This is a genomic window from Pseudomonas sp. ASL4 (assembly GCF_056680395.1).
Genome location: NZ_CM155280.1, coordinates 2356528 through 2379138 on the forward strand (window position 1 = coordinate 2356528; position 22611 = coordinate 2379138).

The following is a 22611-nucleotide window of genomic DNA, read 5'->3' on the forward strand; positions in this document are numbered from 1 at the left end:
ACCTGCGAAGGGATAACTCCTGTTTAAAATCCCATGCAGCGCAAGCACCAGACTTGCATGCATAACAACAAGAAAGGTAATTCTAGATGAATGCGATTTCTCGCCTCGCTACTGTCATTTCTCTTGCCTCATTGCTTCCTATCTCTGCATTCCCTGTCAGTGCGCTTGCCGCCGAATCCAAAGGTTCGGTAGAAGTCGTTCACTGGTGGACCTCCGGTGGCGAAAAAGCTGCCGTTGACGTGCTCAAAGCCCAAGTCGAAAAAGACGGTTTCACCTGGAAGGACGGCGCTGTCGCCGGTGGTGGCGGAGCTACGGCCATGACCGTGCTCAAGAGCCGCGCCGTTGCCGGTAACCCGCCGGGTGTCGCACAGATCAAAGGTCCAGACATCCAGGAATGGGCGTCTACCGGTCTGCTCGACACCGACGTCTTGAAAGACGTTTCCAAATCAGAGAAGTGGGACAGCCTGCTCGACAAGAAAGTCTCTGATACCGTGAAGTACAACGGCGACTACGTGGCCGTGCCGGTGAATATCCATCGCGTCAACTGGCTGTGGATCAACCCGGAAGTCTTCAAGAAAGCCGGCATCGAAAAAGCCCCAACCACCCTTCAGGAATTCTACGCAGCCGGCGACAAGCTGAAAGCAGCGGGCTTCATCGCGCTTGCCCACGGCGGCCAGCCTTGGCAGGACAGCACCGTGTTTGAAGCGGTGGTTCTTTCGGTCATGGGCGTCGACGGTTACAAGAAAGCCCTGGTCGACCTGGACAACGCTGCTCTGACCGGTCCTGAAATGGTCAAGTCGCTGACCGAGCTGAAGAAAGTCGCGACCTACATGGACGTCGACGGCAAAGGCCAGGACTGGAACCTGGAAGCGGCCAAAGTCATCAACGGCAAGGCCGGCATGCAGATCATGGGTGACTGGGCCAAGAGCGAGTGGACAGCGGCCAAGAAAGTCGCCGGCAAGGACTACGAGTGCGTAGCCTTCCCGGGCACCGACAAGGCATTCACCTACAACATCGACTCCCTGGCCGTGTTCAAGCAGAAAAACGCGGGCACTGCTGCCGGTCAGCAGGACATTGCCAAGGTCGTGCTGGGTGAGAACTTCCAGAAAGTCTTCAGCATCAACAAGGGCTCGATCCCTGTTCGAATCGACATGCTGAACGACATGGCCAAGTACGGCTTCGACTCCTGCGCCCAGACCGCTGCCAAGGACTTCCTGGCGGATGCCAAGTCCGGCGGCCTGCAGCCGAGCATGGCGCACAACATGGCGACCACGCTGGCGGTACAGGGTGCGTTCTTTGATGTCGTGACCAACTTCATCAACGACCCGAAAGCCGATCCGGCCGATGCTGCCAAGAAACTCGGCGCAGCGGTCAAGTCTGCCAAGTAACTGTTAGAGCCGCAGCCCCCTGTGGGAGTGGCTTTTGTGGGAGCCGGGCTTGCCCGCGATGCAGACAACTCGGTTTATCAGTTGCACCGAGGTAATGCCATCGCAGGCAAGCCAGCTCCCACAGAAGCCCGCTCCCACAAGGGAATGCGCTTGTAATCCTTTCTCTACGTACTGGATCTTCCCATGAGTTCTGTTGCTGTGTTCAGCAAGGCCTCGCCGTTAGATGCACTGCAGCGCTGGCTCCCAAAACTGGTGCTGGCGCCTAGCATGTTCATCGTCCTGGTGGGCTTCTATGGCTATATCCTGTGGACGTTCGTCCTGTCGTTCACCACTTCGACCTTCCTGCCGACTTATAAATGGGCCGGTTTGGCGCAATACCAGCGGCTGTTCGAGAACGACCGTTGGTGGGTAGCAAGCAAGAACCTCGCGGTTTTCGGCGGCATGTTTATCGGCATCACCCTGGTGATCGGTGTGCTGCTGGCGGTGTTCCTGGATCAGCGCATTCGTCGCGAAGGTTTCATTCGCACCATTTACCTGTACCCGATGGCGCTCTCGATGATCGTCACCGGTACGGCCTGGAAATGGCTGCTCAACCCGGGCATGGGCCTGGACAAATTGCTGCGTGACTGGGGTTGGGAAGGCTTCCGCCTGGACTGGCTGATCGACCCGGATCGCGTTGTGTATTGCCTGGTGATCGCTGCGGTATGGCAAGCCTCGGGTTTTATCATGGCGATGTTCCTCGCCGGCCTGCGTGGCGTTGATCAATCGATCATCCGTGCCGCCCAGATCGATGGCGCGAGCATGCCGCGCATTTACCTGAAAGTGGTGTTGCCAAGCCTGCGCCCGGTGTTCTTCAGCGCCGTGATGATCCTGGCCCACATCGCGATCAAGAGTTTCGACCTGGTGGCGGCAATGACTGCCGGTGGTCCGGGTTACTCCTCCGACCTGCCTGCGATGTTCATGTATTCCTTCACCTTCAGTCGCGGCCAGATGGGCATGGGTTCGGCCAGTGCGATTCTGATGCTCGGTGCGATTCTCGCAATCATCGTGCCTTACCTGTACTCCGAGCTGAGGACCAAGCGTCATGACTAGTTTCGCCGCCAAACCTTCCATCAGCCTGAGTCGCATCGCGATCTACGCGGTGCTGATCCTTGCGGTATTTCTTTACCTGATACCGCTGGTGGTCATGCTGTTGACCAGTTTCAAGACGCCGGAAGACATCAACACCGGCAACCTGCTGAGCTGGCCGACCGTGGTCAGCGGCATTGGCTGGGTCAAGGCCTGGGCCACGGTCGACGGGTATTTCTGGAACTCGATCAAGATCACCGTCCCAGCGGTTTTGATCTCCACGGCCATCGGTGCGCTGAACGGCTATGTGCTGTCGATGTGGCGCTTTCGTGGGTCGCAGCTGTTCTTCGGCCTGTTGCTGTTCGGTTGCTTCCTGCCGTTCCAGACAGTCCTGCTGCCAGCCTCGTTCACCCTCGGCAAAATGGGCCTGGCCAGCACCACCACCGGCCTGGTGTTTGTGCACGTGGTCTACGGCCTGGCGTTCACCACGCTGTTTTTCCGTAACTACTACGTCAGCGTTCCGGATGCGTTGGTGAAAGCGGCGCGGCTGGATGGCGCGGGTTTCTTCACCATCTTCCGTTTGATCATCCTGCCGATGTCCACCCCGATCATCATGGTCTGCCTGATCTGGCAGTTCACCCAGATCTGGAACGACTTCCTGTTCGGCGTGGTGTTCTCCAGCGGTGACTCGCAACCCATCACAGTGGCGCTGAATAACTTGGTCAACACCAGTACCGGTGCCAAGGAATACAACGTTGATATGGCGGCGGCGATGATCGCCGGGCTGCCGACCCTGCTGGTCTATGTGGTCGCAGGCAAGTATTTCGTGCGCGGGCTGACGGCCGGCGCAGTCAAGGGGTAATCATGGCTACGCTCGAACTTCGCAATGTAAACAAGACCTATGGCCCCGGCCTGCCGGACACCCTCAAGAACATCGAACTGTCGATCAAGGACGGTGAGTTCCTGATCCTGGTCGGACCTTCGGGTTGCGGCAAGTCGACCTTGATGAACTGCATCGCCGGCCTGGAAACCATCACCGGCGGCGCGATCATGATCGGTGACCAGGACGTCAGTGGCATGAGCCCGAAAGACCGCGACATCGCCATGGTGTTCCAGTCCTACGCGCTGTACCCGACCATGAGCGTGCGCGAGAACATCGCCTTTGGCTTGAAGATCCGCAAAATGCCCGCCGCCGATATCGAAGCCGAAGTGGCGCGGGTGTCCAAGCTGTTGCAGATCGAACACTTGCTTAACCGTAAACCCGGCCAGCTCTCCGGTGGCCAGCAACAGCGTGTGGCCATGGGTCGTGCCCTGGCGCGGCGGCCGAAGATTTACCTGTTCGACGAACCGCTGTCCAACCTCGACGCCAAGCTGCGGGTCGAGATGCGTACCGAAATGAAACTGATGCACCAGCGCCTGAAAACCACCACGGTCTACGTGACCCACGACCAGATCGAAGCGATGACTCTGGGCGACAAAGTGGCGGTGATGAAGGACGGGATCATTCAGCAGTTCGGTACGCCGAAAGACATCTACAACAACCCGGCCAACCTGTTCGTGGCGAGCTTCATCGGTTCGCCGCCGATGAACTTCATCCCGCTGCGTTTGCAGCGCAAGGATGGTCGTCTGGTAGCGCTGCTCGACAGCGGCCAGGCCCGTTGCGAACTGCCAATGGGCATGCAAGACGCTGGGCTGGAAGATCGCGAAGTGATCCTCGGCTTGCGTCCGGAGCAGATCGTGCTGGCCGGCAGCGAAGCCAATGGTTTGCCGACCATTCGTGCCGAAGTCCAGGTGACTGAGCCGACCGGTCCGGACACCCTGGTGTTCGTCAATCTGAATGAAACCAAGGTCTGCTGCCGCTTGGCGCCAGACGTTGCGCCGGGTGTGGGCGAGACCCTGACCCTGCAATTTGATCCGTCGAAAGTGCTGTTGTTCGATGCCAAGACTGGGGAGCGCCTGGGGGTTGCCGGTGTGCCAAAAGCCGAAGCATCGGTAGGCAACATCGCCCAGTTCAAGGGTCGCTGAAGATCAAATGTGGGAGCGGGCTTGCTCGCGAAAGCGGTCTGACATTCACCTGTGATGTCGACAGATACACCGTTTTCGCGAGCAAGCCCGCTCCCACAAGGGGATACGCGACGGATGGGGACATCCGTCGCATTCAATGTAAACCGCGTTAGATAAAAACAGTTAATAACAATAAAACGAGGATGTAGGGATGAAGAAGAAGAACAACGCTCAGCTTATCTGCCAGTTGTCTGCTGTTGCGGCGGCATTAACCCTGGCCGGTAGCGTTCACGCGGCTGACGCGTTCAGCGCCGATTCCAAGTGGATGACCGGTGACTGGGGTGGCGAGCGGACCAAGCTGCTTGAGCAGGGTGTCGACATCAAGGCTGACTACGTCGGTGAAGTGGGCGGCAACCTTCATGGCGGCTACAACAACGACAAGACCGCGCGTTACGCCGACCAGTTTGGCTTGGGCGTGGCGCTGGACCTGCAAAAACTGATGGGCTGGGATAACACCCAGGCCAAGATCGAGCTTACCAGCCGTAACGGTCAGAACATCTCCAATGACCGTGTGGGCGACCCGCGTGCCGGCACCTTGAGTTCCTCCCAGGAAGTCTACGGCCGTGGCCATATGGTCCGTCTGACCCAGTTGTGGGTTCAGCACCAGTTCCTCGACGGCAAGCTGGACGTCAAGGCCGGTTACTTCGGCGAAGGCGAAGACTTCAACACCTTCCCGTGCGAGTTCCAGAACCTGGCGTTCTGCGGTTCCCAGGCGGGGAACTGGGCGACCGGTATCTGGTACAACTGGCCAGTCAGCCAAGCCGCGCTGCGTGTGAAGTACAACATCACACCTGAGTTGTATGCGCAGATCGGTGCGTACAACCAGAACCCGTCGCAACTGGAACACGGCAACGGTTTCAAACTCAGCGGCAGTGGTACCGCGGGCACCGTGTTGCCGGTCGAATTGGTCTGGTCGCCGAAGCTCAACGGCCTGCCGGGTGAATACCGTGTGGGTTACTACAAGAGCACGGCCAACGCCAATGACGTTCTCAAGGACAGCAACGGCAATGACGCAGCGACCACCGGTGAAGCCTATCGCGTTCACGACAGCAAGCACGGCTACTGGGGCGTCATCCAACAGCAACTCACGACCCACAACGGCGACGCTTCCCGCGGTCTGAACGTTGCGGCCAACGCCACCTTCCACGACAAAGACACCAACGTCGTCGACAACTATCAGTCGCTGATGTTTGTCTACAAAGGTCCGTTTGATGCACGTCCAAAAGATGACGTCGGGATCGGTTTCGCCCGTATCCATGTCAACGATGACGTGAAGAAAAACGCCGAGTTGGTCAACGCCGCCGATGGTGCCACCAACTACGACGATCCGCTGTTTTCGCCGCTGCGTTCCACCGAATACAACTACGAGATCAACTACGGCTTCCACGTTACCAACTGGCTGACTGTGCGTCCTAACCTGCAATACATCACTCACCCGGGCGGTGTTGATGAAGTCGACAACGCGCTGGTGGCCGGTCTGAAAATTCAGTCGGTGTTCTAACGCTGTTGCGATAAGCTCCTCTCTATGTGCGCATATTTGCGGATGGCCAAGGCTATCCGCTTTTTTTTGGGGGCTGCGCACCCCGGGTAAAAGATGATTTTCAGGACCGCGGCACATGCATGAGCATCCGCTACAACGCTTCTTCAAATCCTTGCGCGAACGTCCGGTGTTTGCGTGGGAACGCTATCAGATGCGCGATGTGCTGGTGATCGATCATCCGCTGTGCCAGGCGGTGTTCAGTCGCCAGGGCGCGCAGTTGTTGCACTTTCAGCCAAAGGGGCAGAAACCCTGGTTATGGTGCGCAGCGAAATGGCCGCAGGTGGGTGCCATTCGGGGCGGCGTGCCGGTGTGCTGGCCGTGGTTTGGTCGTCATCCGAGCGAAAACGCCTGGCCGTCCCATGGTTGGGCGCGGCTGATTGACTGGAAGCTGCTCGACAGCAGTCATGACGACGATGGTGTGCGCCTGCATTGGCAATTGCAGCTGTGCGACTGGACGGTGGACCTGCATGCGCACCTGGGCGAACGCATGGATTTGCGCCTGAGCACTGAGCATCAAGACACCTTACCGTGCCAACTGAGTCAGGCATTGCATGCTTACTGGCGTATTGGTGACGTGGGTGAGGTAGCGCTGTCCGGGCTTGATGGGGCGCAAGGTTACGATCAGTTGAACCGCCAGGTTTGTCATCAGGAAGGCGAGTTGCGGGTCGATGGCGGCTGTCAGCGAGTGTTCCAGCATGACGGCGAATTGCAGCTCAAGGATCACGCCTGGCAGCGCGAATTGTGCATCGACACCGGTGACCATGCAGACACGGTGGTCTGGCATCCGGGGGCGCGGCCGTTGCTGGGAGTGAGCTGGAACGAGGTGTTGGAATTTGTCTGTGTGGAAGCGGCGAGTGGCGGGACCGACAGCCTGAGCCTGGCGCCGGGGGAGAGGGCGCATTTGAGTTTGCAGGCGCGGGTTGGGGTGTAGGCGAAAATCTGCGGTGTTGCTACTGACGCCTTCGCGGGCAAGCCTCGCTCCTACAGAAGATCACCTATCCCTGTAGGAGCGAGGCTTGCCCGCGAAGAGGCCGGGACAGCCAATGAAGATATCTGACTAGTTGAACTCGTCACCCACCGGATATCGGCTTGCATTCAAACTCTCTTTGATCTTGCGCAAATGCGGCTGGAAATCCACCCCGCGGCGCAAGGTCATGCCGGTCGCCAACACGTCCAGCACGGTCAGTTGAATAATCCGCGACGTCATCGGCATATAGATGTCGGTGTCTTCTGGCAGCGGAATGTTCAAGCTCAGGGTACTGGCCTTGGCCAATGGCGAACCTTCGGCGGTCAAACCCAGCACCGAAGCACCGTTCGCCCGGGCGATGCGCGCCACTTCCACCAGTTCGCGGGTGCGGCCGGTGTAGGAAATAATCACGAACAACTCGCCGGTGTGCGCCACGGAGGCAATCATCCGTTGCATCAGCACATCGGCGTGGGCGGTAACGGCCAGATTGAAACGGAAGAACTTGTGCTGCGCATCCAGCGCCACCGGGGCCGAAGCACCGAGGCCGAAAAAGTGGATCTGCCGGGCCTGGATCAGCAGGTCGACGGCGCGGCTGATCAGGCTTGGGTCCAGGGCCTGCAAAGCACTGTCCAGCGAGGCGATGGCGCTGCCGAAGATCTTCTGGGTGTAGGCTTCAGGATTGTCATCGGCCTCAACCGCTCGGCTGACATACGCCGCGCCACTGGCCAGGCTCTGGGCCAGTTGCAGTTTGAGTTCCGGGTAGCCGCTGACGCCGAATGAGCGGCAGAAACGGTTGACCGTCGGCTCGCTGACTTTTGAAGCTTGGGCGAGCGCAGCGATGCTGAACCGGGTGGCCTGCTGTGGGTTGAGCAGGATCACTTCAGCGACTTTGCGTTCGGCCTTGTTCAGGTCTTCAAGGCGACTCTGGATTTGTTCCAGTAAATTTCGCACGCGGTCCATAGATGTTCCTTGAGTCAGCAGCGCAAACACGCAGTCTGCTATGCAAAAAGGGCCTTTGATGTGGCCCGTAACGGTGGCCTATCCTACTGATGGCTCCGACCGACCACCACTCGGAATCTGTATTTTGAGAAAATGTTGTGGTTATTACTACATTTTCCCTTGAGTGATGCCTTGAAAAAAGGTATTTGTAGCTTAACTTGATAAAAGAACAAACATCATGCCTTCGATTACGGTTGAACCGTGCACCTTTGCCTTGTTCGGCGCCCTTGGCGATCTGGCCTTGCGCAAGCTGTTTCCTGCCCTTTATCAACTCGACGGCGCCGGCCTGTTGCACGAGGACTCGCGAATCATCGCGCTGGCCCGTGAACCCGGCAGCGAGCAGCAACACCTGGCGTTCATCGCCTCGGAGCTGCGCCGCTACGTCGACGCCAAAGAGCTGGATGAGGCCGTGCTCGAACGCTTCCTCGCTCGGTTGAGCTACCTGCACGTCGACTTCCTCAAGGCTGACGACTACGTCGCCCTGGCCGAACAGGCCGGGACCGCTCAGCGAGTCATTGCTTACTTCGCCACCCCGGCAGCGGTCTACGGCGCCATCTGCGACAACCTGTCGAAGGTCGGTCTGACTGAAAACACCCGTGTCGTTCTGGAAAAACCCATCGGTTCGGACCTGGAATCCTCGCGCAAGGTCAACGACGCTGTGGCGCAGTTCTTCCCGGAGAACCGCACCTACCGCATCGACCATTACCTGGGCAAAGAGACCGTCCAGAACCTGATCGCCCTGCGGTTTGCCAACAGTCTGTTCGAAACCCAGTGGAACCAGAATTACATCTCCCACGTGGAAATTACCGTGGCCGAGAAGGTCGGGATCGAAGGCCGCTGGGGTTACTTCGACAAGGCCGGCCAGCTGCGGGACATGATCCAGAATCACCTGCTGCAACTGCTCTGCCTGATCGCCATGGACCCACCGGCCGACCTGTCCGCCGACAGCATCCGTGACGAGAAAGTCAAAGTGCTCAAGGCGCTGGCGCCGATCAGTCCGGAAGGCCTGACCACTCAGGTCGTACGCGGTCAGTACATTGCCGGTTACAGCGAAGGCAAACCGGTGCCGGGTTATCTGGAAGAGCCGAATTCCAATACCCAGAGTGACACCGAAACCTTCGTCGCCCTGCGTGCTGACATCCGCAACTGGCGCTGGGCCGGCGTGCCGTTTTACTTGCGTACCGGCAAGCGCATGCCGCAGAAGCTGTCGCAGATCGTCATTCACTTCAAGGAGCCGTCGCACTACATCTTCGCTCCCGAGCAGCGCCTGCAAATCAGCAACAAGCTGATTATCCGCCTGCAACCGGACGAAGGCATCTCCTTGCGCGTGATGACCAAAGAACAAGGCCTGGACAAGGGCATGCAGCTGCGCAGCGGTCCGTTGCAGCTGAATTTTTCCGACACTTATCGCAGCGCGCGGATTCCCGATGCCTACGAGCGGTTGTTGCTGGAAGTGATGCGCGGCAATCAGAACCTGTTTGTCCGTAAAGATGAAATCGAAGCCGCGTGGAAGTGGTGTGACCAGTTGATCGCCGGGTGGAAAAAATCCGGTGATGCGCCCAAGCCGTACGCGGCCGGGTCCTGGGGGCCGATGAGCTCCATTGCACTGATCACGCGGGATGGGAGGTCGTGGTATGGCGATATCTAATTTGAAACTGCCTCAGGGCGTCAGCGCCCATGAGTTCAAGAGCCCGGCGTTGTTGGCCGAAGGCCTCGCGCTGAGCGTGGCCAAGCAACTGAGTGAGGCGGTCGACGCTCGCGGCACCGCGACCCTGGTGGTTTCCGGTGGTCGCAGCCCGGTAGCGTTCTTCCAGCATCTGGCCAAGCAGACGCTGGACTGGTCCAAGGTTGTCGTGACCCTGGCCGACGAGCGCTGGGTACCCGTCGAGCACGCCGACAGCAATGCTGGTTTGCTCAAGCGGTACTTGTTGCAAGGCCCGGCGTCGAAGGCGAAGTTTCTGAGCCTCTATAGCGCCACGGCCAACCTTGAACTGGCAGCCGAGCAGGCCGACCGTTTGCTCGCCGAACTACCGGCGATCGACGTACTAATCCTGGGCATGGGCGACGACGGTCACACCGCCTCGCTGTTCCCCAACAGCCCGAACCTGGCCGACGCCTTGAAAGTCGACGGCAGCCGTCGTTGCTGGCCGATGCTGGCGCCGACCGTGCCGCATCAGCGCCTGACCATGAGCCTGGCGCTGCTGGCTTCGGCGAAGAACACCGTTCTATCGATTTCCGGTCAGTCCAAGCTGACCACCCTGAGTGCCGCATTGGCCGGTGACGATGTCGCCGCCATGCCGATTCGCGCGTTTCTGCAACCTACGTTAGAGATTTACTGGTGCCCATGAGCCAAGGATCAGCCGCTATGACAAACACATCCCCGACCGTTTCCATGGCGGACAAAGTTGCCCTGATCGACAGCCTCTGCGCCAAAGCGCGGATTTTGCCGGTGATCACCATCGCTCGCGAACAGGACATTCTGCCTCTGGCCGACGCCCTGGCCGCCGGTGGCCTGACAGCCCTGGAAGTGACCCTGCGTTCGCAGTTCGGCCTCAAAGCCATCCAGATCTTGCGCGAGCAGCGTCCGGAACTGGTGACCGGTGCTGGCACCGTGCTTGACCGCACTATGTTGGCCGCCGCCGAAAGGGCCGGTTCGCAGTTCATCGTGACCCCGGGCATCACCCGTGACTTGCTCGAAGCCAGTGTCGACAGCTCGATCCCGCTGTTACCCGGCATCAGCAACGCCTCCGGCATCATGGAAGGCTATGGCCTGGGCTATCGCCGCTTCAAGCTGTTCCCGGCGGAAGTCAGCGGTGGCGTCGCGGCCATCAAGGCGTTGGGCGGTCCGTTCGGCGAAGTTAAATTCTGCCCGACTGGCGGCGTGAGCCCGGCCAATATCAAAAGCTACATGGCGTTGAAAAACGTGATGTGCGTGGGCGGTAGCTGGATGCTTGATCCGGAGTGGATCAAGAACGGCGACTGGGCCCGCATTCAGGAATGCACCGCCGAGGCCTTGGCGCTGCTGGACTGATGCTGGACTGATTGTTACCTGACACTTCGTTGTGTGTTCTACGGCTTTAGCGGTGCACTTGGTCGGTGCACCGTTTTTTTTTGCCCAAAAAAATGCCTGTGTCCCTCACAAGAATTCCTCTGTAGGAGCGAGGCTTGCCCGCGAAGAGGCCATCACATCAAACAAAAATGTTGAATGTCAGACCGCCTTCGCGAGCAAGCTTCGCTCCTACACAAAAACATCAGACGATACATAGTTACCGCATACCCGCCAGCATCTCTCTCTATCCTTGAATCATCTTATGGAAGAGAGAACCTCATGGATTACAACACTGCAACTCCCCGCGAAACCGTCTGCCTGCTGTCCCCGGAGCAAATCGCCGGTCCCTATTTCCGCAATTCGAAACTGATCAGAAGAAACATCAGCGAAGGCCAGGATGGCATTCCCCTGGTGATGCGGCTGGCGATTGTCGATGCCATGACCGGCGAGCCGGTGATCGGGGCGTTGGTGGACATCTGGCATTGCAATGCTCGCGGGGCTTACTCGGGCTGGAGCAAAGTCGATCCGGACAAAGAGGTCGACGCTGACACCATCGGTTCGATTCCGCGTACGGATGACCACACCTACCTGCGCGGCGGGCAATTCAGCGACAACAAAGGCGTCGTGCGGTTTACCACCATCTACCCGGGTTTTTATGCCGGTCGTGCGCTGCACATTCACGTAGCGGTTCGAATCACGGCGGGCAACAATTATCTGGAAGAGCGGCATGTCGCCTGGGTCGGTCAGCTTTACTTCCCCGAAGTGGCGTCCCGGTCGGTGCTCAATGCGCGGGAGTATCGGGGCCGAACCGTGTCGCGGCTGACCAACGATCAAGACCACTACTACGAACGCATGGGCGGTGAGGCTTCGACCCTGGATGTTCACTCCATCGGTCGAGAGTCCCATGACGACGGTTTTTTCGGGCAATTGACCATTGGCATCGACACCTTTGCGGTGTCGAGCCAGATCAGGCCCGAGGACTTCGACAAGTACACGGTGTAGGCGCCAGTCCTCAGTGCGTCAGCGCAGGTCGGTCAGTGCCTGCACAAGCAGGTCCATTTGCGCCGCGGTGGTAGTCAGCCCCGGAGTAATGCGGATACACGGCCCGCACGCCGCGCCGCTGCGGGCCACGGTGAACAGGTTGTAGTCGTTGAGCAGCCGTTCGACCATCAGGTATTGATCGGCATGACGGGTAAAACGCATCGAGGTGATGGCGCAATACAGTCGAGGATCATCCGGGGTCATGACTTCAATCCCCGGCAGCTCGCGCACGGCGTTGACCCAGCGATTTCGCAGGTAGTTGAGCCGTGCACCCTTGGCGGCGGAACCGCCCATGGCCAGATGTTCTTCGAACACCAGCGGCAAGGTCAAAAGCGCCGGGATGTTCGGCGTGCTGTAGGGCGTGCGGGCGCGAATGTCGTTGACCGGGAAATGCATCTCGCCCATGTCCGGGTCGATATCGGCCAGGCGTTGGGGAGCTATGTAGATGAACCCGAGGGTTAGCGGCGCGCCGATCCATTTGTGCAGGTTGTAGCCGGCAAAGGCGATGCCCAGCGTTTCCAGATCGAAGTCGATCTGACCCAGGGCATGAGCGCCGTCGAGGATCACATCAATGCCGTGCTCCTTGGCGAGTGCGGCAATCGCCTGCACCGGCATTACCAGGCCGGTGCGGTGGGTGACATGGGTCAGGGCCATCAGTTTGAGTCGCGGATAGCGCACGAAAGCTTCGCGGTAAGTGGCCAGCAAACTCTCGAATGTGGCGGGGTGCTGGTGGTCGATTTCGATTACTTCGACGCCGCGATGCCGGGCCAGCCAGCGCATCGCGCCCTTGACCGTGTCGTACTCCAGGTCGCACAGCAGCACCTGATCGCCGGGTTGTAAACGGTTGTAGTTGCGGATCAGCGACTGCAGGCCATCCGAGGCGTTGCGGGTGAAGGCGACGGATTGAGCGCGCACGCCAATCATCTCGGCCAGCTGCGCTCGAATGTCCAGGCTTTCGCCCTGTTCGAAACGCTGGCGCACATGGACCGAGTTGCTGCGATTGATCAGCTCGATATTGCGCTGGTACTCCTCGACCACCGTGCGCGACATGCGCCCGAAGTAACCGTTCTCCAGGTTGATGGGGCCAGGTTCGACTGCGTAACGGTCGGCAAAGGTTTGCCAGAAGGCTTCATCACGGGCACGGCGAGTATTCTCGGGCATGGGCTACTCAATCAATTCAGTGGCGGGGGGCTGGTCTACCATGTTTGGCGCGCAGCGGTTCGAGCAGTTCCGACAAACCGTTGTGATCGATTTCCTGCATTAGCGCCAGCAATCCCCCCAGTTCGCCATGGGGGAAACCTTCGCGAGCGAACCAGTTCAGGTACTGGCCGGGCAGGTCGGCAATGATGCGGCCCTTGTATTTGCCGAAGGGCATTTCGCGGGTAATCAGCAGTTCGAGCTTTTCAGGATTCATCAATTAATCGTCTTGATTCAAACAGTCTGGAAAATACAGGCATTCTGCATGCAGGCCAATTGACAGATCATGCAAATAAAGCGGATGCAGATTTCTGATTAAAGGTTAAGCAATTGAAAAATAACAAATAAATTATCAATTCAAGGCTGGCATGCGAGCTGCAACAACTATTGCATCTTTCATCAACCCGCAAGGAATTGAAAAATGACCGACCTCAATAAAGAAGCGATCTCTGTACTCAACGACCTGATTGAAACCAGCAAAGACGGTCAGGAAGGGTTCAAGACTTGCGCTGAAGACATCAAACACCCAGAACTCAAAACCCTGTTCGTTCAGCGTTCCGCCGATTGCGCGACTGCTGCTGCCGAACTGCAGAGCGCTGTGCGTTCCATGGGTGGCGATCCGGAAACCTCCACCAGCGTTAGCGGTGACTTGCATCGTCGCTGGGTCGATGTGAAAGCAATGTTTACCGGCAAGGGCGAGGAGGCTGTGCTCAACGAAGCCGAGCGCGGTGAAGACCATGCGCTGAAGGCCTACAAGGAAGCGCTGGAAAAAATCACCAAACACAACCTGGTGGGTATTCGTGACCTGGTTGAGCGTCAGTATCACGGCGTGCAACGCAACCACGACCAGGTGAAAGCCCTGCGTAATCAGGCTCGTGCTCGTTCGTAAGGGTTCTTGGCTGTAATAAAAAACGCCAGTCTGACTGGCGTTTTTTTGTGCCTGCTAATCACTGTGGCGAGGGAGCTTGCTCCCGCTCGGCTGCGCAGCAGTCGTAAAACCATTGCACTCGGTGTACCTGATACTCCGCGGTTTCAGACTCTAGGGCCGCTTCGCGCCCCAGCGGGAGCAAGCTCCCTCGCCACAGATAAGCGGCGTTTCAGCCAATGCTGATCGGCGGCAGAACCGGCAAGTTCACCGTCTGCTGCTTACGCGGCGCCAGAATCTCGGCCTCGCCATCCACTACCAACTCATCGCGCTGGTTGAACACGCGAGTGGCAATGCGCACCCGAAACTTGGGCAGCTTTTCGAGAATTTCCAGACGCACGGTCAGGGTGTCGCCGATTTTCACCGGTTTCTGAAAGGTCATCTGTTGACCGATATAAATAGTGCCCGGCCCAGGCAACTCGCAGGCGACGGCAGCGCTGATCAGGGCGCCGCTGAACATGCCGTGGGCGATACGTTCCTTGAACATGGTGCCGGCGGCGAATTCGGCGTCCAGATGCACCGGGTTGTGATCGCCGGACATCGCGGCGAACAACTGAATGTCGCGCTCTTCGACGGTCTTGCTGTAACTGGCGGTCTGGCCGACTTCAAGGGCTTCGTAAGGGGTGTTGGTAACCTGGGTCATCTGTCTCAATTCCTGTGACGAATTTAAAAATCCACAAAAAAACTATTCGAAAAACTATTCGGTTCTGGCCGGACGGCGGTGGCTGAGCGCCTGGGCGATCCAGTTCAGTACGTCAGCGGTCACTTCATCGCGGTTGCTCTCGTTGAACAGCTCATGCCGTGCCTGCGGGTAAATATTCAATTGCAGGTTCTGGCTGCCGGCCGCGCGTAGCGCATGAGCCAGATCTTTGAGACGCTTACCTTCGCTTACCGGATCACATTCGCCGCCTATTACGAGCAAGGGCAGGCCCGGATCGACCTGGGCGAGATTGGACGCTTTGCTGATTTGCTGCAAGCCGCCGAGCAAATCGATCCACAGCTGATTGGTACAGCGAAAGCCGCAGAGCGGGTCGTTGGCGTATTTATCGACTTCGAGCGGGTCGCGGCTCAGCCAGTCGAATCGCGTGCGCGCCGGTTTGAATTGCTTGTTGAACGAGCCAAAGGACAGGAACTCGATCAACGCGCTGCGCCCCTTCGGCCCCTGACGCAACCGTTCGAGACGGGCAATCTGCCGCGCCGCGCGATAAAGCGCCACGGGCTGGAAGTTCGAACCACTGAGAATCGCCCCGTGCAGGCTGGCGCTGTGATGCAGCAGATAGGCTTGGGCGATGTAGCTGCCCATGCTGTGGCCAAGCAGCACAATCGGCACCCCGGGGTGCTGCTGGCCGATGTGCTGGTTGAGGCTGGCCAGGTCGCCGACGACCTTGCACCAGCCATCGTCATCAGCGAAATGGCCCAGTGTCCCGTTTTCGGCAGTTTTGCCATGTCCACGCAGGTCCGGCGCGCAGACACCGTAGCCCTGCTCGCAGAGTTTTTCTGCCAGACGCCCGTAGCGACCGCTGTGCTCGGCCATGCCATGGGCCAGCAGAATCACGGCTTTTAAAGGCGTGGCGGGCAACCATTGGTTGACGAAGAGGCGGCTGTGGTCAGACGCGGTCAGCCAGAAAGTGTCGTGGATCATGGCGATTCCTTTGCACGATGTGGTTGCATTGTATAGCGCATCCCTCGCCCGGCGTCTGATCAGCCCACAGCACGCTAGGAAGATTCACACGATCAATGACGGTGTTGGCCGTATTTGCCTGATTCGCCATAGCTGCTAGTGTCCGTGAAGCTCCGCTTTTCACTTTTTGTTTTTTCAGAAGTGACAGAAAAGTGGCCGAGGTGATTCAGGTAAAGAGGACAAGAACAATGCAACCTGATTTCTGGAATGACAAACGCCCGGCCGGCGTGCCCCTGGACATTGATCTTGGGGCTTACAAGTCGGTGATCGAGGTGTTCGAGCGTTCCTGCAAGAAGTTCGCGGATCGCCCGGCGTTCAGCAACATGGGCGTGACCCTGACCTACGCCGAACTCGAACGCCACAGCGCTGCCTTCGCCGGTTACCTGCAAGCCCACACCGACCTGCTGCCGGGCGATCGCATCGCGGTGCAGATGCCCAACGTCCTGCATTACCCGATAGCGGTGTTTGGTGCCTTGCGCGCCGGGCTGATCGTGGTCAACACCAACCCGCTGTACACCCCGCGGGAGATGCGTCATCAGTTCAAGGATTCCGGTGCCCGGGCGCTGGTCTACCTGAACATGTTCGGCGCCAAGGTTCAGGAAGTGCTGGCCGACACCGACATCCAGTATTTGATCGAAGCGAAGATGGGCGACCTGATGCCCACCGCCAAAGGCTGGCTGGTCAACACGATGGTGAGCAAGGTCAAGAAAATGGTCCCGGACTATTCCTTGCCCCAGGCTATTTCCTTCAAAAGCGCGCTGCGTCTGGGCCGGGGCCTGGGCATCAAGCCACTGAGCGTCGGCCTCGACGACATCGCGGTGTTGCAATACACCGGCGGCACCACCGGTCTGGCCAAGGGCGCGATGCTCACTCATGGCAACCTGGTGGCAAACATGCAGCAGGCGCGGGCGTGCCTGGGGCAGTTCGGCGACGACGGTCAGCCGCTGCTGCGCGAAGGGCAGGAGGTGATGATCGCGCCGCTGCCGCTGTACCACATCTATGCATTCACGGCGAACTGCATGTGCATGATGGTGACCGGTAACCACAACGTGCTGATCACCAATCCACGGGACATCAAAGGCTTTATCAAGGAACTCAAGAACTGGCGGTTTTCGGCATTGCTGGGGCTCAACACGTTGTTCGTGGCGCTGATGGATCACCCGGACTTCAAGACCCTCGACTTCTCCAGCCTCAAGCTCACCAACTCCGGCGGCACCGCGTTGGTCAAGGCCACCGCCGAGCGTTGGGAACAGCTCACCGGTTGCCGCATCACCGAAGGTTACGGCCTGACCGAAACCTCACCGGTGGCCTGCACCAACCCGTATGGCGATAAGTCGCGAATCGGCACGGTCGGCCTGCCGGTGCCGGGCACTACGCTCAAAATTATCAATGATGACGGCATTGAGCAGCCGTTGGGCGAGCGGGGCGAGTTGTGCATCAAGGGCCCGCAGATCATGAAGGGCTACTGGCAGAAACCCGAAGCCACCGCCGAAGTGCTGGATGCCGAGGGCTGGTTCAAGTCGGGTGACATCGCGGTGATCGACCCGGACGGTTTCGTGCGTATCGTCGATCGCAAGAAAGACATGATCATCGTCTCGGGCTTCAACGTGTACCCGAACGAAATCGAAGACGTGGTGATGGCTCACCCGAAAGTCGCCAACTGCGCAGTCATCGGCGTGCCGGACGAACGTTCGGGGGAAGCGGTGAAGTTGTTTGTGGTGGCCCGTGAGTCGGGAGTCAGCCTTGAAGAGTTGAAGGCGTACTGCAAAGAAAACTTCACCGCCTACAAAGTGCCCAAGCATATTGTGTTGCGTGAGTCGTTACCGATGACGCCGGTGGGCAAGATCTTGCGGCGGGAGTTACGCGATATCGCGTAATGAATTGTTAGCGAAGCTACAGCAAAAAGGGGCGACCAAATGCGGTCGCCCCTTTTTTTGTATTCGCTGTTTGGCTGTAAGGCTTGTTTTAGAGCGTTTTCTGTCGCTATAGAATCTTTGCTCTAAAAAAGACCATTGATTGGTCTTGAGTCACTAATATGACTGTGGAGGCTGTTTTGGGCTCTAGGCGGCCCTTTGCAAAGCTGCTACTCTCGGCGCGCTTTGTGACATCTCGGCTATATAAAAGCCAGACTCACCAATAAAAAACATACACCAATAATAATCGCATCAAATGCGGTGATGAATTCGCGTTGCTGAGGAGTGGGCTTCCATGATCGAAGACTTTTGGAAGGATAAGTACCCTGCCGGGATTGCTGCCGACATCAATCCAGACGAGTATCCGAATATTCAGGCAGTGTTGAAGCAGTCCTGCCAACGCTTCGCCAACAAACCGGCATTCAGCAACCTGGGCAAGACAATCACCTACGGTGAACTGTACGAATTGTCCGGTGCCTTTGCCGCTTACCTGCAACAGCATACCGACTTGCAGCCCGGTGATCGAATCGCCGTGCAACTGCCTAACGTGTTGCAGTACCCGGTCGCCGTATTCGGTGCGATCCGCGCCGGGCTGATCGTAGTCAACACCAACCCGCTGTACACCGCGCGGGAGATGGAACACCAATTCAACGACTCCGGTGCCAAAGCCCTGGTCTGCCTGGCCAACATGGCGCATCTGGCCCAGACCGTGGTGCCGAAAACCGGCGTCAAGCACGTCATCGTCACCGAAGTCGCCGACCTGCTGCCGCCACTCAAGCGTCTGCTGATCAACAGCGTCATCAAGTATGTGAAGAAGATGGTCCCGGCGTATCACTTGCCCAAGGCCGTCAAGTTCAACGACGTGCTGAGCAAGGGCCACGGCCAGCCAGTGGCTGAAGCCAACCCGGACAGCGGCGATGTCGCGGTGCTGCAATACACCGGCGGTACCACTGGCGTAGCGAAGGGCGCGATGCTGACCCACCGCAACCTGGTGGCGAACATGCTGCAGTGCAAGGCGCTGATGGGTTCCAACCTTAATGAAGGTTGCGAGATCCTGATCACGCCGCTGCCGCTGTACCACATCTATGCCTTCACCTTTCATTGCATGGCGATGATGCTGATCGGCAACCACAACATCCTGATCAGCAACCCACGCGACCTGACGGCGATGGTCAAGGAACTGTCGAAGTGGAAGTTCAGCGGTTTCGTTGGCCTGAACACCTTGTTCGTGGCGCTGTGCAATAACGAAGCGTTCCGCAAGCTGGATTTCTCGGCGCTGAAGGTCACCCTGTCCGGTGGCATGGCCCTGCAACTGGCCGCCGCCGAGCGCTGGAAAGCGGTCACCGGTTGCGCCATCTGCGAAGGTTACGGCATGACCGAAACCAGCCCGGTGGCCACGGTCAACCCGATCCAGAACATTCAGGTCGGCACCATCGGTATTCCGGTTCCATCGACCCTGTGCAAAGTCATCGACGATGCCGGTGTTGAACAGCCGCTAGGCGAAATCGGCGAACTGTGTGTGAAAGGTCCGCAAGTCATGAAGGGCTACTGGCAGCGTCAGGAAGCCACCGATGAAATGCTCGACAGCGAAGGCTGGTTGAAGACCGGTGACATCGCGCTGATCCAGCCTGATGGCTACATGCGCATTGTCGATCGCAAGAAAGACATGATTCTGGTCTCGGGTTTCAACGTATACCCGAATGAACTGGAAGATGTGCTCGCGACCCTGCCGGGCGTGCTGCAATGCGCAGCCATCGGTATTCCGGACGAGAAGTCGGGCGAGGCGATCAAGATCTTCATCGTTGCCAAGCCGGGCGTCACGCTGACCAAGGAAACGGTGATGGAGCACATGCGCGCCAACGTCACCGGGTACAAGGTCCCGCGTTCCGTTGAGTTCCGCGATGCGCTGCCGACCACCAACGTCGGCAAGATCCTGCGCCGCGAACTGCGCGACGAAGAGCTGAAAAAGCTGGGCCTGAAGAAGTAAGCCCCGCGTAAAACACAAAAGCCCCGCAGATGCGGGGCTTTTTGTTTGCCCGAAATATCAGGCGCGCTCTTGTGGGCAAAGAGCTTTCTGTGGCGAGGGGGCTTGTCGGAATGCCGCACCACCCCGTTGGGGTGCGAAGCGCCCCTAAAACCTGCAACCGCGGTGCATCAGGTGCACCGCATAAGATGGTTTTACGACTGCTTCGCAGCCGAACGGGGTGGTGCGGCATTCCGACAAGCCCCCTCGCCACAATGGTCCGCGTTGGCTTTTAGAGTCGGAACGGCGCGAAGTTGACGTTGGTGCCCGCCGGACGCATGTCCTGCAGGTACGAGTCCTTGTCGGCGCTCAGTTCCAGGCTCAGGGCTGCTTTGCGTTTGCCTTCATTGCGCACCACCAGGCCTTCGAGCTTCTCGCGCAGGAACACCGTCGGCACTTTCAGGTGCACCAGTTCGTCGGTGTCCGGTGTGTGCATCAGCAGGTGAACCCATTCGTACTGACCAACGGCAAGGCGCGCTACCGGGATGTCGAACCACCAGATGTTGCGATTGCGGTTCAATTCGGTGAAATGGCAGTTGTTGACGCCAAGCACAGCACCGCCGAGCTCCAGGTTTCTGCGGGCAATGGCCTGCTTTTTATCGAGTTTCATAACATTCCTACGGGATTGGATCTTCAGCGCCATGGCCTGAATACGTTGCGCATTCTCGGGGGTTGGACGGCAAACATAAAGCCCAACCTGCGCGCAGCGATGAAATGTCGCGTTAAAAATAAATGAAACTCCGTGCAAACGCTGCCGGTCAATCTTTGTGTAACGACTATGCCCTTTGAATTGTTCACAGGAGAAACACCATGAGCAGCACTGGCGATAAAGTTAAAGGCGTGACAAACGAAGCGGTCGGCAACGTCAAGCAAGGCGTCGGCAAGGCCACTGACAACACCAAACTGCAAGTTGAAGGCAAGATGCAGGAGAAGAAAGGCGAGGCACAGCAAGCAGTCGGCAAAGCCAAGGACGCGATCAAGAAAGCGGTCGATAAGTCCTGACGTGCCGCCCCTTCAAGGCACACTGAAACGGCCATCCGCGGATGGCCGTTTTTGCGTCAGCCGCCCCGGTTAAAACAACGAAATTGTTTCAGAGTCGCCAAGTAGGCTACTTTGATGTAGAAAACGGCCTCTGAGTCGCCCCGACTTCAACCTTTTTGCGGCGAAAGGAGACGCTAATGATTTTCCCGGACATGAAAGGTCTGCCCCTGCACCACGTGATGGTGCGTACGGTCAAAGAGTTCATCGACGATGAAATGTCGACCTACGCCTCGGCGCTGGCCTATCAAATGCTGTTCTCGTTGTTCCCCTTCATTCTGTTCCTGATTGCCCTGATCGGTTTCCTGCACCTGCCGGACTTCTTCTCCTGGCTGCGTCTGCAATCGGAACTGGTGTTGCCGCCCCAGGCTCTGGAACAAGTGAACCCGGTCATCGATCAGCTCCAGCAATCCAAGGGGGGGTTACTCTCGGTCGGTATCGTCATCGCCCTGTACACCGCCTCTGCCGGTGTGCGGCTGATGATGAACGCGATGAACGCCGCCTACGATGTGGTCGAGGGTCGTCCGCTCTGGAAGCGTTTTCCACTGTCGGTTTTCTACACCGTCGGCATTGCTGGCATGCTGCTGGCCGCTGCCGCGTTGATGGTGCTCGGGCCGCAGGTGATGGGCTGGATCGCGTCGCAGGTCGGGCTGGAAGATTTCATCGTCACGGTTTGGACCATCGCGCGCTGGCCGGTCATCGTGATCCTGATGATGGTCGCGGTGGCATTGATCTATTACGTCATGCCTGACGTCAAACAAGAGTTTCGCTTCATCACCCCAGGCTCGGTGCTGGCCGTGGTGGTGTGGATTATCGCGTCGTTGGGTTTCGCGTTTTACGTCAAGACCTTCGCCAACTACAACGCCATGTATGGCAGTATCGGCGCGATCATCGTGCTGTTGCTGTACTTCTACATTTCCTCGGCGGTGCTGTTGCTCGGCGCGGAGATGAATGCGGTGATCGAGCATATGTCGAGCGAAGGCAAGGACCCTGGCGAAAAGGTCCCTGGCGAGAACGACGAACCCAAACAACACGTTTCGGGACTGGGACGGGACCACTCGCTCAAACCGACCTCTGACGAAGCCTGAACATGATCCGTGAAATTCTGAAAATGGGCGATGAACGCCTGCTGCGCATTGCCCCTCCCGTGCCGGCCGAAATGTTCGACAGCCCCGAGTTGTGGCAACTGATCGACGACATGTTCCAGACCATGGAAAGCGTGGGTGGCGTTGGCCTGGCCGCGCCGCAGATCGGCGTCGACCTGCAACTGGTGATCTTCGGTTTCGAGCACAGCGAACGCTATCCCGACGCCGAAGCCGTGCCGCAGACGATTCTGATCAACCCGCTGATCACGCCGTTGAGTCCGACCCTGGAAGAGGGCTTCGAAGGTTGCCTGTCGGTGCCCGGCCTGCGCGGCGCGGTGGATCGTTACCAGCACATTCGTTATGAAGGCGTTGACCCGAGGGGCCAGCCGATCGTGCGTATTGCCTCGGGGTTTCATGCGCGGGTGGTGCAGCATGAGTGCGATCATTTGATCGGTCGGTTGTACCCGTCGCGGATCAGTGACTTCAGCAAGTTCGGGTTTACCGAAGTGATGTTCCCGGACCTGGACCCCAACGCAGACGACTGAATCACCACAAAACAATGTGGGAGCGGGCTTGCTCGCGAAAGCGGTGTGTCAGGCGAAAAGATATCGACTGACACTCCCTCTTCGCGAG

General features: G+C 58.3%; 22 protein-coding genes. 16 read left to right on the forward strand and 6 right to left on the reverse strand.

Annotated features, from left to right (window positions below):
- Positions 1 to 86: 86 nt before the first annotated feature.
- From AC1MEW_RS10620 to AC1MEW_RS10645, 6 genes are all read left to right on the forward strand, one after another.
- Entirely contained in the window at positions 87 to 1388 is a 1302-nt protein-coding gene (locus AC1MEW_RS10620) for an ABC transporter substrate-binding protein (protein ID WP_322269439.1), read from the forward strand.
- 183 nt (positions 1389 to 1571) lie between these two features.
- Complete coding sequence (locus AC1MEW_RS10625; protein WP_201206107.1) at positions 1572 to 2480, forward strand: carbohydrate ABC transporter permease; 909 nt, start codon at positions 1572 to 1574, stop codon at positions 2478 to 2480.
- Positions 2473 to 3318 (forward strand): carbohydrate ABC transporter permease, encoded by an 846-nt coding sequence (locus AC1MEW_RS10630; RefSeq protein WP_201206105.1) that lies wholly within the window; start codon positions 2473 to 2475, stop codon positions 3316 to 3318. Before AC1MEW_RS10625 ends, AC1MEW_RS10630 begins: the two co-directional genes overlap by 8 nt.
- A gap of 2 nt (positions 3319 to 3320) precedes the next feature.
- Entirely contained in the window at positions 3321 to 4481 is a 1161-nt protein-coding gene (locus AC1MEW_RS10635) for an ABC transporter ATP-binding protein (RefSeq protein ID WP_201206103.1), read from the forward strand.
- Positions 4482 to 4671: 190 nt separating this feature from the next.
- Positions 4672 to 6021 (forward strand): carbohydrate porin, encoded by a 1350-nt coding sequence (locus AC1MEW_RS10640; protein ID WP_201206101.1) that lies wholly within the window; start codon positions 4672 to 4674, stop codon positions 6019 to 6021.
- Between the two features lie 115 nt (positions 6022 to 6136).
- Entirely contained in the window at positions 6137 to 6991 is an 855-nt protein-coding gene (locus AC1MEW_RS10645; RefSeq protein ID WP_201256792.1) for a D-hexose-6-phosphate mutarotase, read from the forward strand.
- 126 nt (positions 6992 to 7117) lie between these two features.
- Here the strand turns inward: AC1MEW_RS10645 and AC1MEW_RS10650 are convergent, their stop codons facing one another.
- The gene (locus AC1MEW_RS10650; protein ID WP_201206763.1) at positions 7118 to 7978 is read right to left on the reverse strand and encodes a MurR/RpiR family transcriptional regulator; all 861 of its coding nucleotides are present in this window, start codon (positions 7976 to 7978) and stop codon (positions 7118 to 7120) included.
- 226 nt (positions 7979 to 8204) lie between these two features.
- On the opposite strand from AC1MEW_RS10650, the gene zwf reads away from it, so the two are divergent.
- The 4 genes from zwf to AC1MEW_RS10670 all read left to right on the forward strand — a co-directional run bounded on the left by zwf (position 8205) and on the right by AC1MEW_RS10670 (position 12077).
- Positions 8205 to 9674 (forward strand): glucose-6-phosphate dehydrogenase, encoded by a 1470-nt coding sequence (gene zwf, locus AC1MEW_RS10655; protein ID WP_201206097.1) that lies wholly within the window; start codon positions 8205 to 8207, stop codon positions 9672 to 9674.
- Positions 9661 to 10374: a 6-phosphogluconolactonase gene (pgl, locus tag AC1MEW_RS10660; RefSeq protein WP_201206095.1), complete on the forward strand. Its 714-nt coding sequence runs from the start codon at positions 9661 to 9663 to the stop codon at positions 10372 to 10374. Before zwf ends, pgl begins: the two co-directional genes overlap by 14 nt.
- A 17-nt stretch (positions 10375 to 10391) precedes the next feature.
- Entirely contained in the window at positions 10392 to 11057 is a 666-nt protein-coding gene (locus AC1MEW_RS10665; protein WP_201206093.1) for a bifunctional 4-hydroxy-2-oxoglutarate aldolase/2-dehydro-3-deoxy-phosphogluconate aldolase, read from the forward strand.
- Positions 11058 to 11354: 297 nt separating this feature from the next.
- On the forward strand, positions 11355 to 12077 hold the full coding sequence (locus tag AC1MEW_RS10670) for an intradiol ring-cleavage dioxygenase (protein ID WP_323570487.1): 723 nt from the start codon (positions 11355 to 11357) through the stop codon (positions 12075 to 12077).
- A gap of 18 nt (positions 12078 to 12095) precedes the next feature.
- On the opposite strand, the gene AC1MEW_RS10675 is transcribed toward AC1MEW_RS10670, so the two are convergent.
- Together AC1MEW_RS10675 and AC1MEW_RS10680 are read right to left on the reverse strand one after the other, a co-directional pair.
- Positions 12096 to 13277, reverse strand: a complete 1182-nt coding sequence (locus tag AC1MEW_RS10675; RefSeq protein WP_201256793.1) for an aminotransferase class V-fold PLP-dependent enzyme — start codon at positions 13275 to 13277, stop codon at positions 12096 to 12098.
- A gap of 16 nt (positions 13278 to 13293) precedes the next feature.
- On the reverse strand, positions 13294 to 13530 hold the full coding sequence (locus AC1MEW_RS10680) for a DUF3820 family protein (protein ID WP_201194005.1): 237 nt from the start codon (positions 13528 to 13530) through the stop codon (positions 13294 to 13296).
- 204 nt (positions 13531 to 13734) lie between these two features.
- On the opposite strand from AC1MEW_RS10680, the gene AC1MEW_RS10685 reads away from it, so the two are divergent.
- A complete protein-coding gene (locus AC1MEW_RS10685) occupies positions 13735 to 14202 on the forward strand; it encodes a ferritin-like domain-containing protein (RefSeq protein WP_201194003.1) in 468 nt (155 codons plus the stop codon).
- 208 nt (positions 14203 to 14410) lie between these two features.
- On the opposite strand, the gene AC1MEW_RS10690 is transcribed toward AC1MEW_RS10685, so the two are convergent.
- Positions 14411 to 14881, reverse strand: coding sequence for a MaoC family dehydratase (locus AC1MEW_RS10690; RefSeq protein ID WP_201206087.1), 471 nt, complete (start codon positions 14879 to 14881; stop codon positions 14411 to 14413).
- A gap of 54 nt (positions 14882 to 14935) precedes the next feature.
- Positions 14936 to 15880 carry an alpha/beta hydrolase gene (locus tag AC1MEW_RS10695; RefSeq protein WP_201206085.1) on the reverse strand — a complete coding sequence of 315 codons (945 nt, stop codon included), beginning with the start codon at positions 15878 to 15880 and terminating at the stop codon, positions 14936 to 14938.
- Between the two features lie 227 nt (positions 15881 to 16107).
- Here AC1MEW_RS10695 and fadD2 point away from each other — a divergent pair, with 227 nt between their 5' ends.
- Positions 16108 to 17796 carry a long-chain-fatty-acid--CoA ligase FadD2 gene (gene fadD2 / locus AC1MEW_RS10700; protein WP_201206083.1) on the forward strand — a complete coding sequence of 563 codons (1689 nt, stop codon included), beginning with the start codon at positions 16108 to 16110 and terminating at the stop codon, positions 17794 to 17796.
- 331 nt (positions 17797 to 18127) lie between these two features.
- Positions 18128 to 19819: a long-chain-fatty-acid--CoA ligase FadD1 gene (gene fadD1, locus AC1MEW_RS10705; protein WP_322269435.1), complete on the forward strand. Its 1692-nt coding sequence runs from the start codon at positions 18128 to 18130 to the stop codon at positions 19817 to 19819.
- 268 nt (positions 19820 to 20087) lie between these two features.
- Here the strand turns inward: fadD1 and AC1MEW_RS10710 are convergent, their stop codons facing one another.
- Entirely contained in the window at positions 20088 to 20465 is a 378-nt protein-coding gene (locus tag AC1MEW_RS10710; RefSeq protein ID WP_322269434.1) for a hypothetical protein, read from the reverse strand.
- 200 nt (positions 20466 to 20665) lie between these two features.
- Between AC1MEW_RS10710 and AC1MEW_RS10715 the strand changes: the two genes are divergently transcribed.
- From AC1MEW_RS10715 to def, 3 genes are all read left to right on the forward strand, one after another.
- The gene (locus AC1MEW_RS10715) at positions 20666 to 20857 is read left to right on the forward strand and encodes a CsbD family protein (protein WP_201206077.1); all 192 of its coding nucleotides are present in this window, start codon (positions 20666 to 20668) and stop codon (positions 20855 to 20857) included.
- A gap of 176 nt (positions 20858 to 21033) precedes the next feature.
- Entirely contained in the window at positions 21034 to 21981 is a 948-nt protein-coding gene (locus AC1MEW_RS10720; RefSeq protein WP_480426204.1) for a YihY/virulence factor BrkB family protein, read from the forward strand.
- Between the two features lie 2 nt (positions 21982 to 21983).
- Positions 21984 to 22523, forward strand: a complete 540-nt coding sequence (gene def / locus AC1MEW_RS10725; RefSeq protein ID WP_480426205.1) for a peptide deformylase — start codon at positions 21984 to 21986, stop codon at positions 22521 to 22523.
- Positions 22524 to 22611 lie beyond the last annotated feature (88 nt).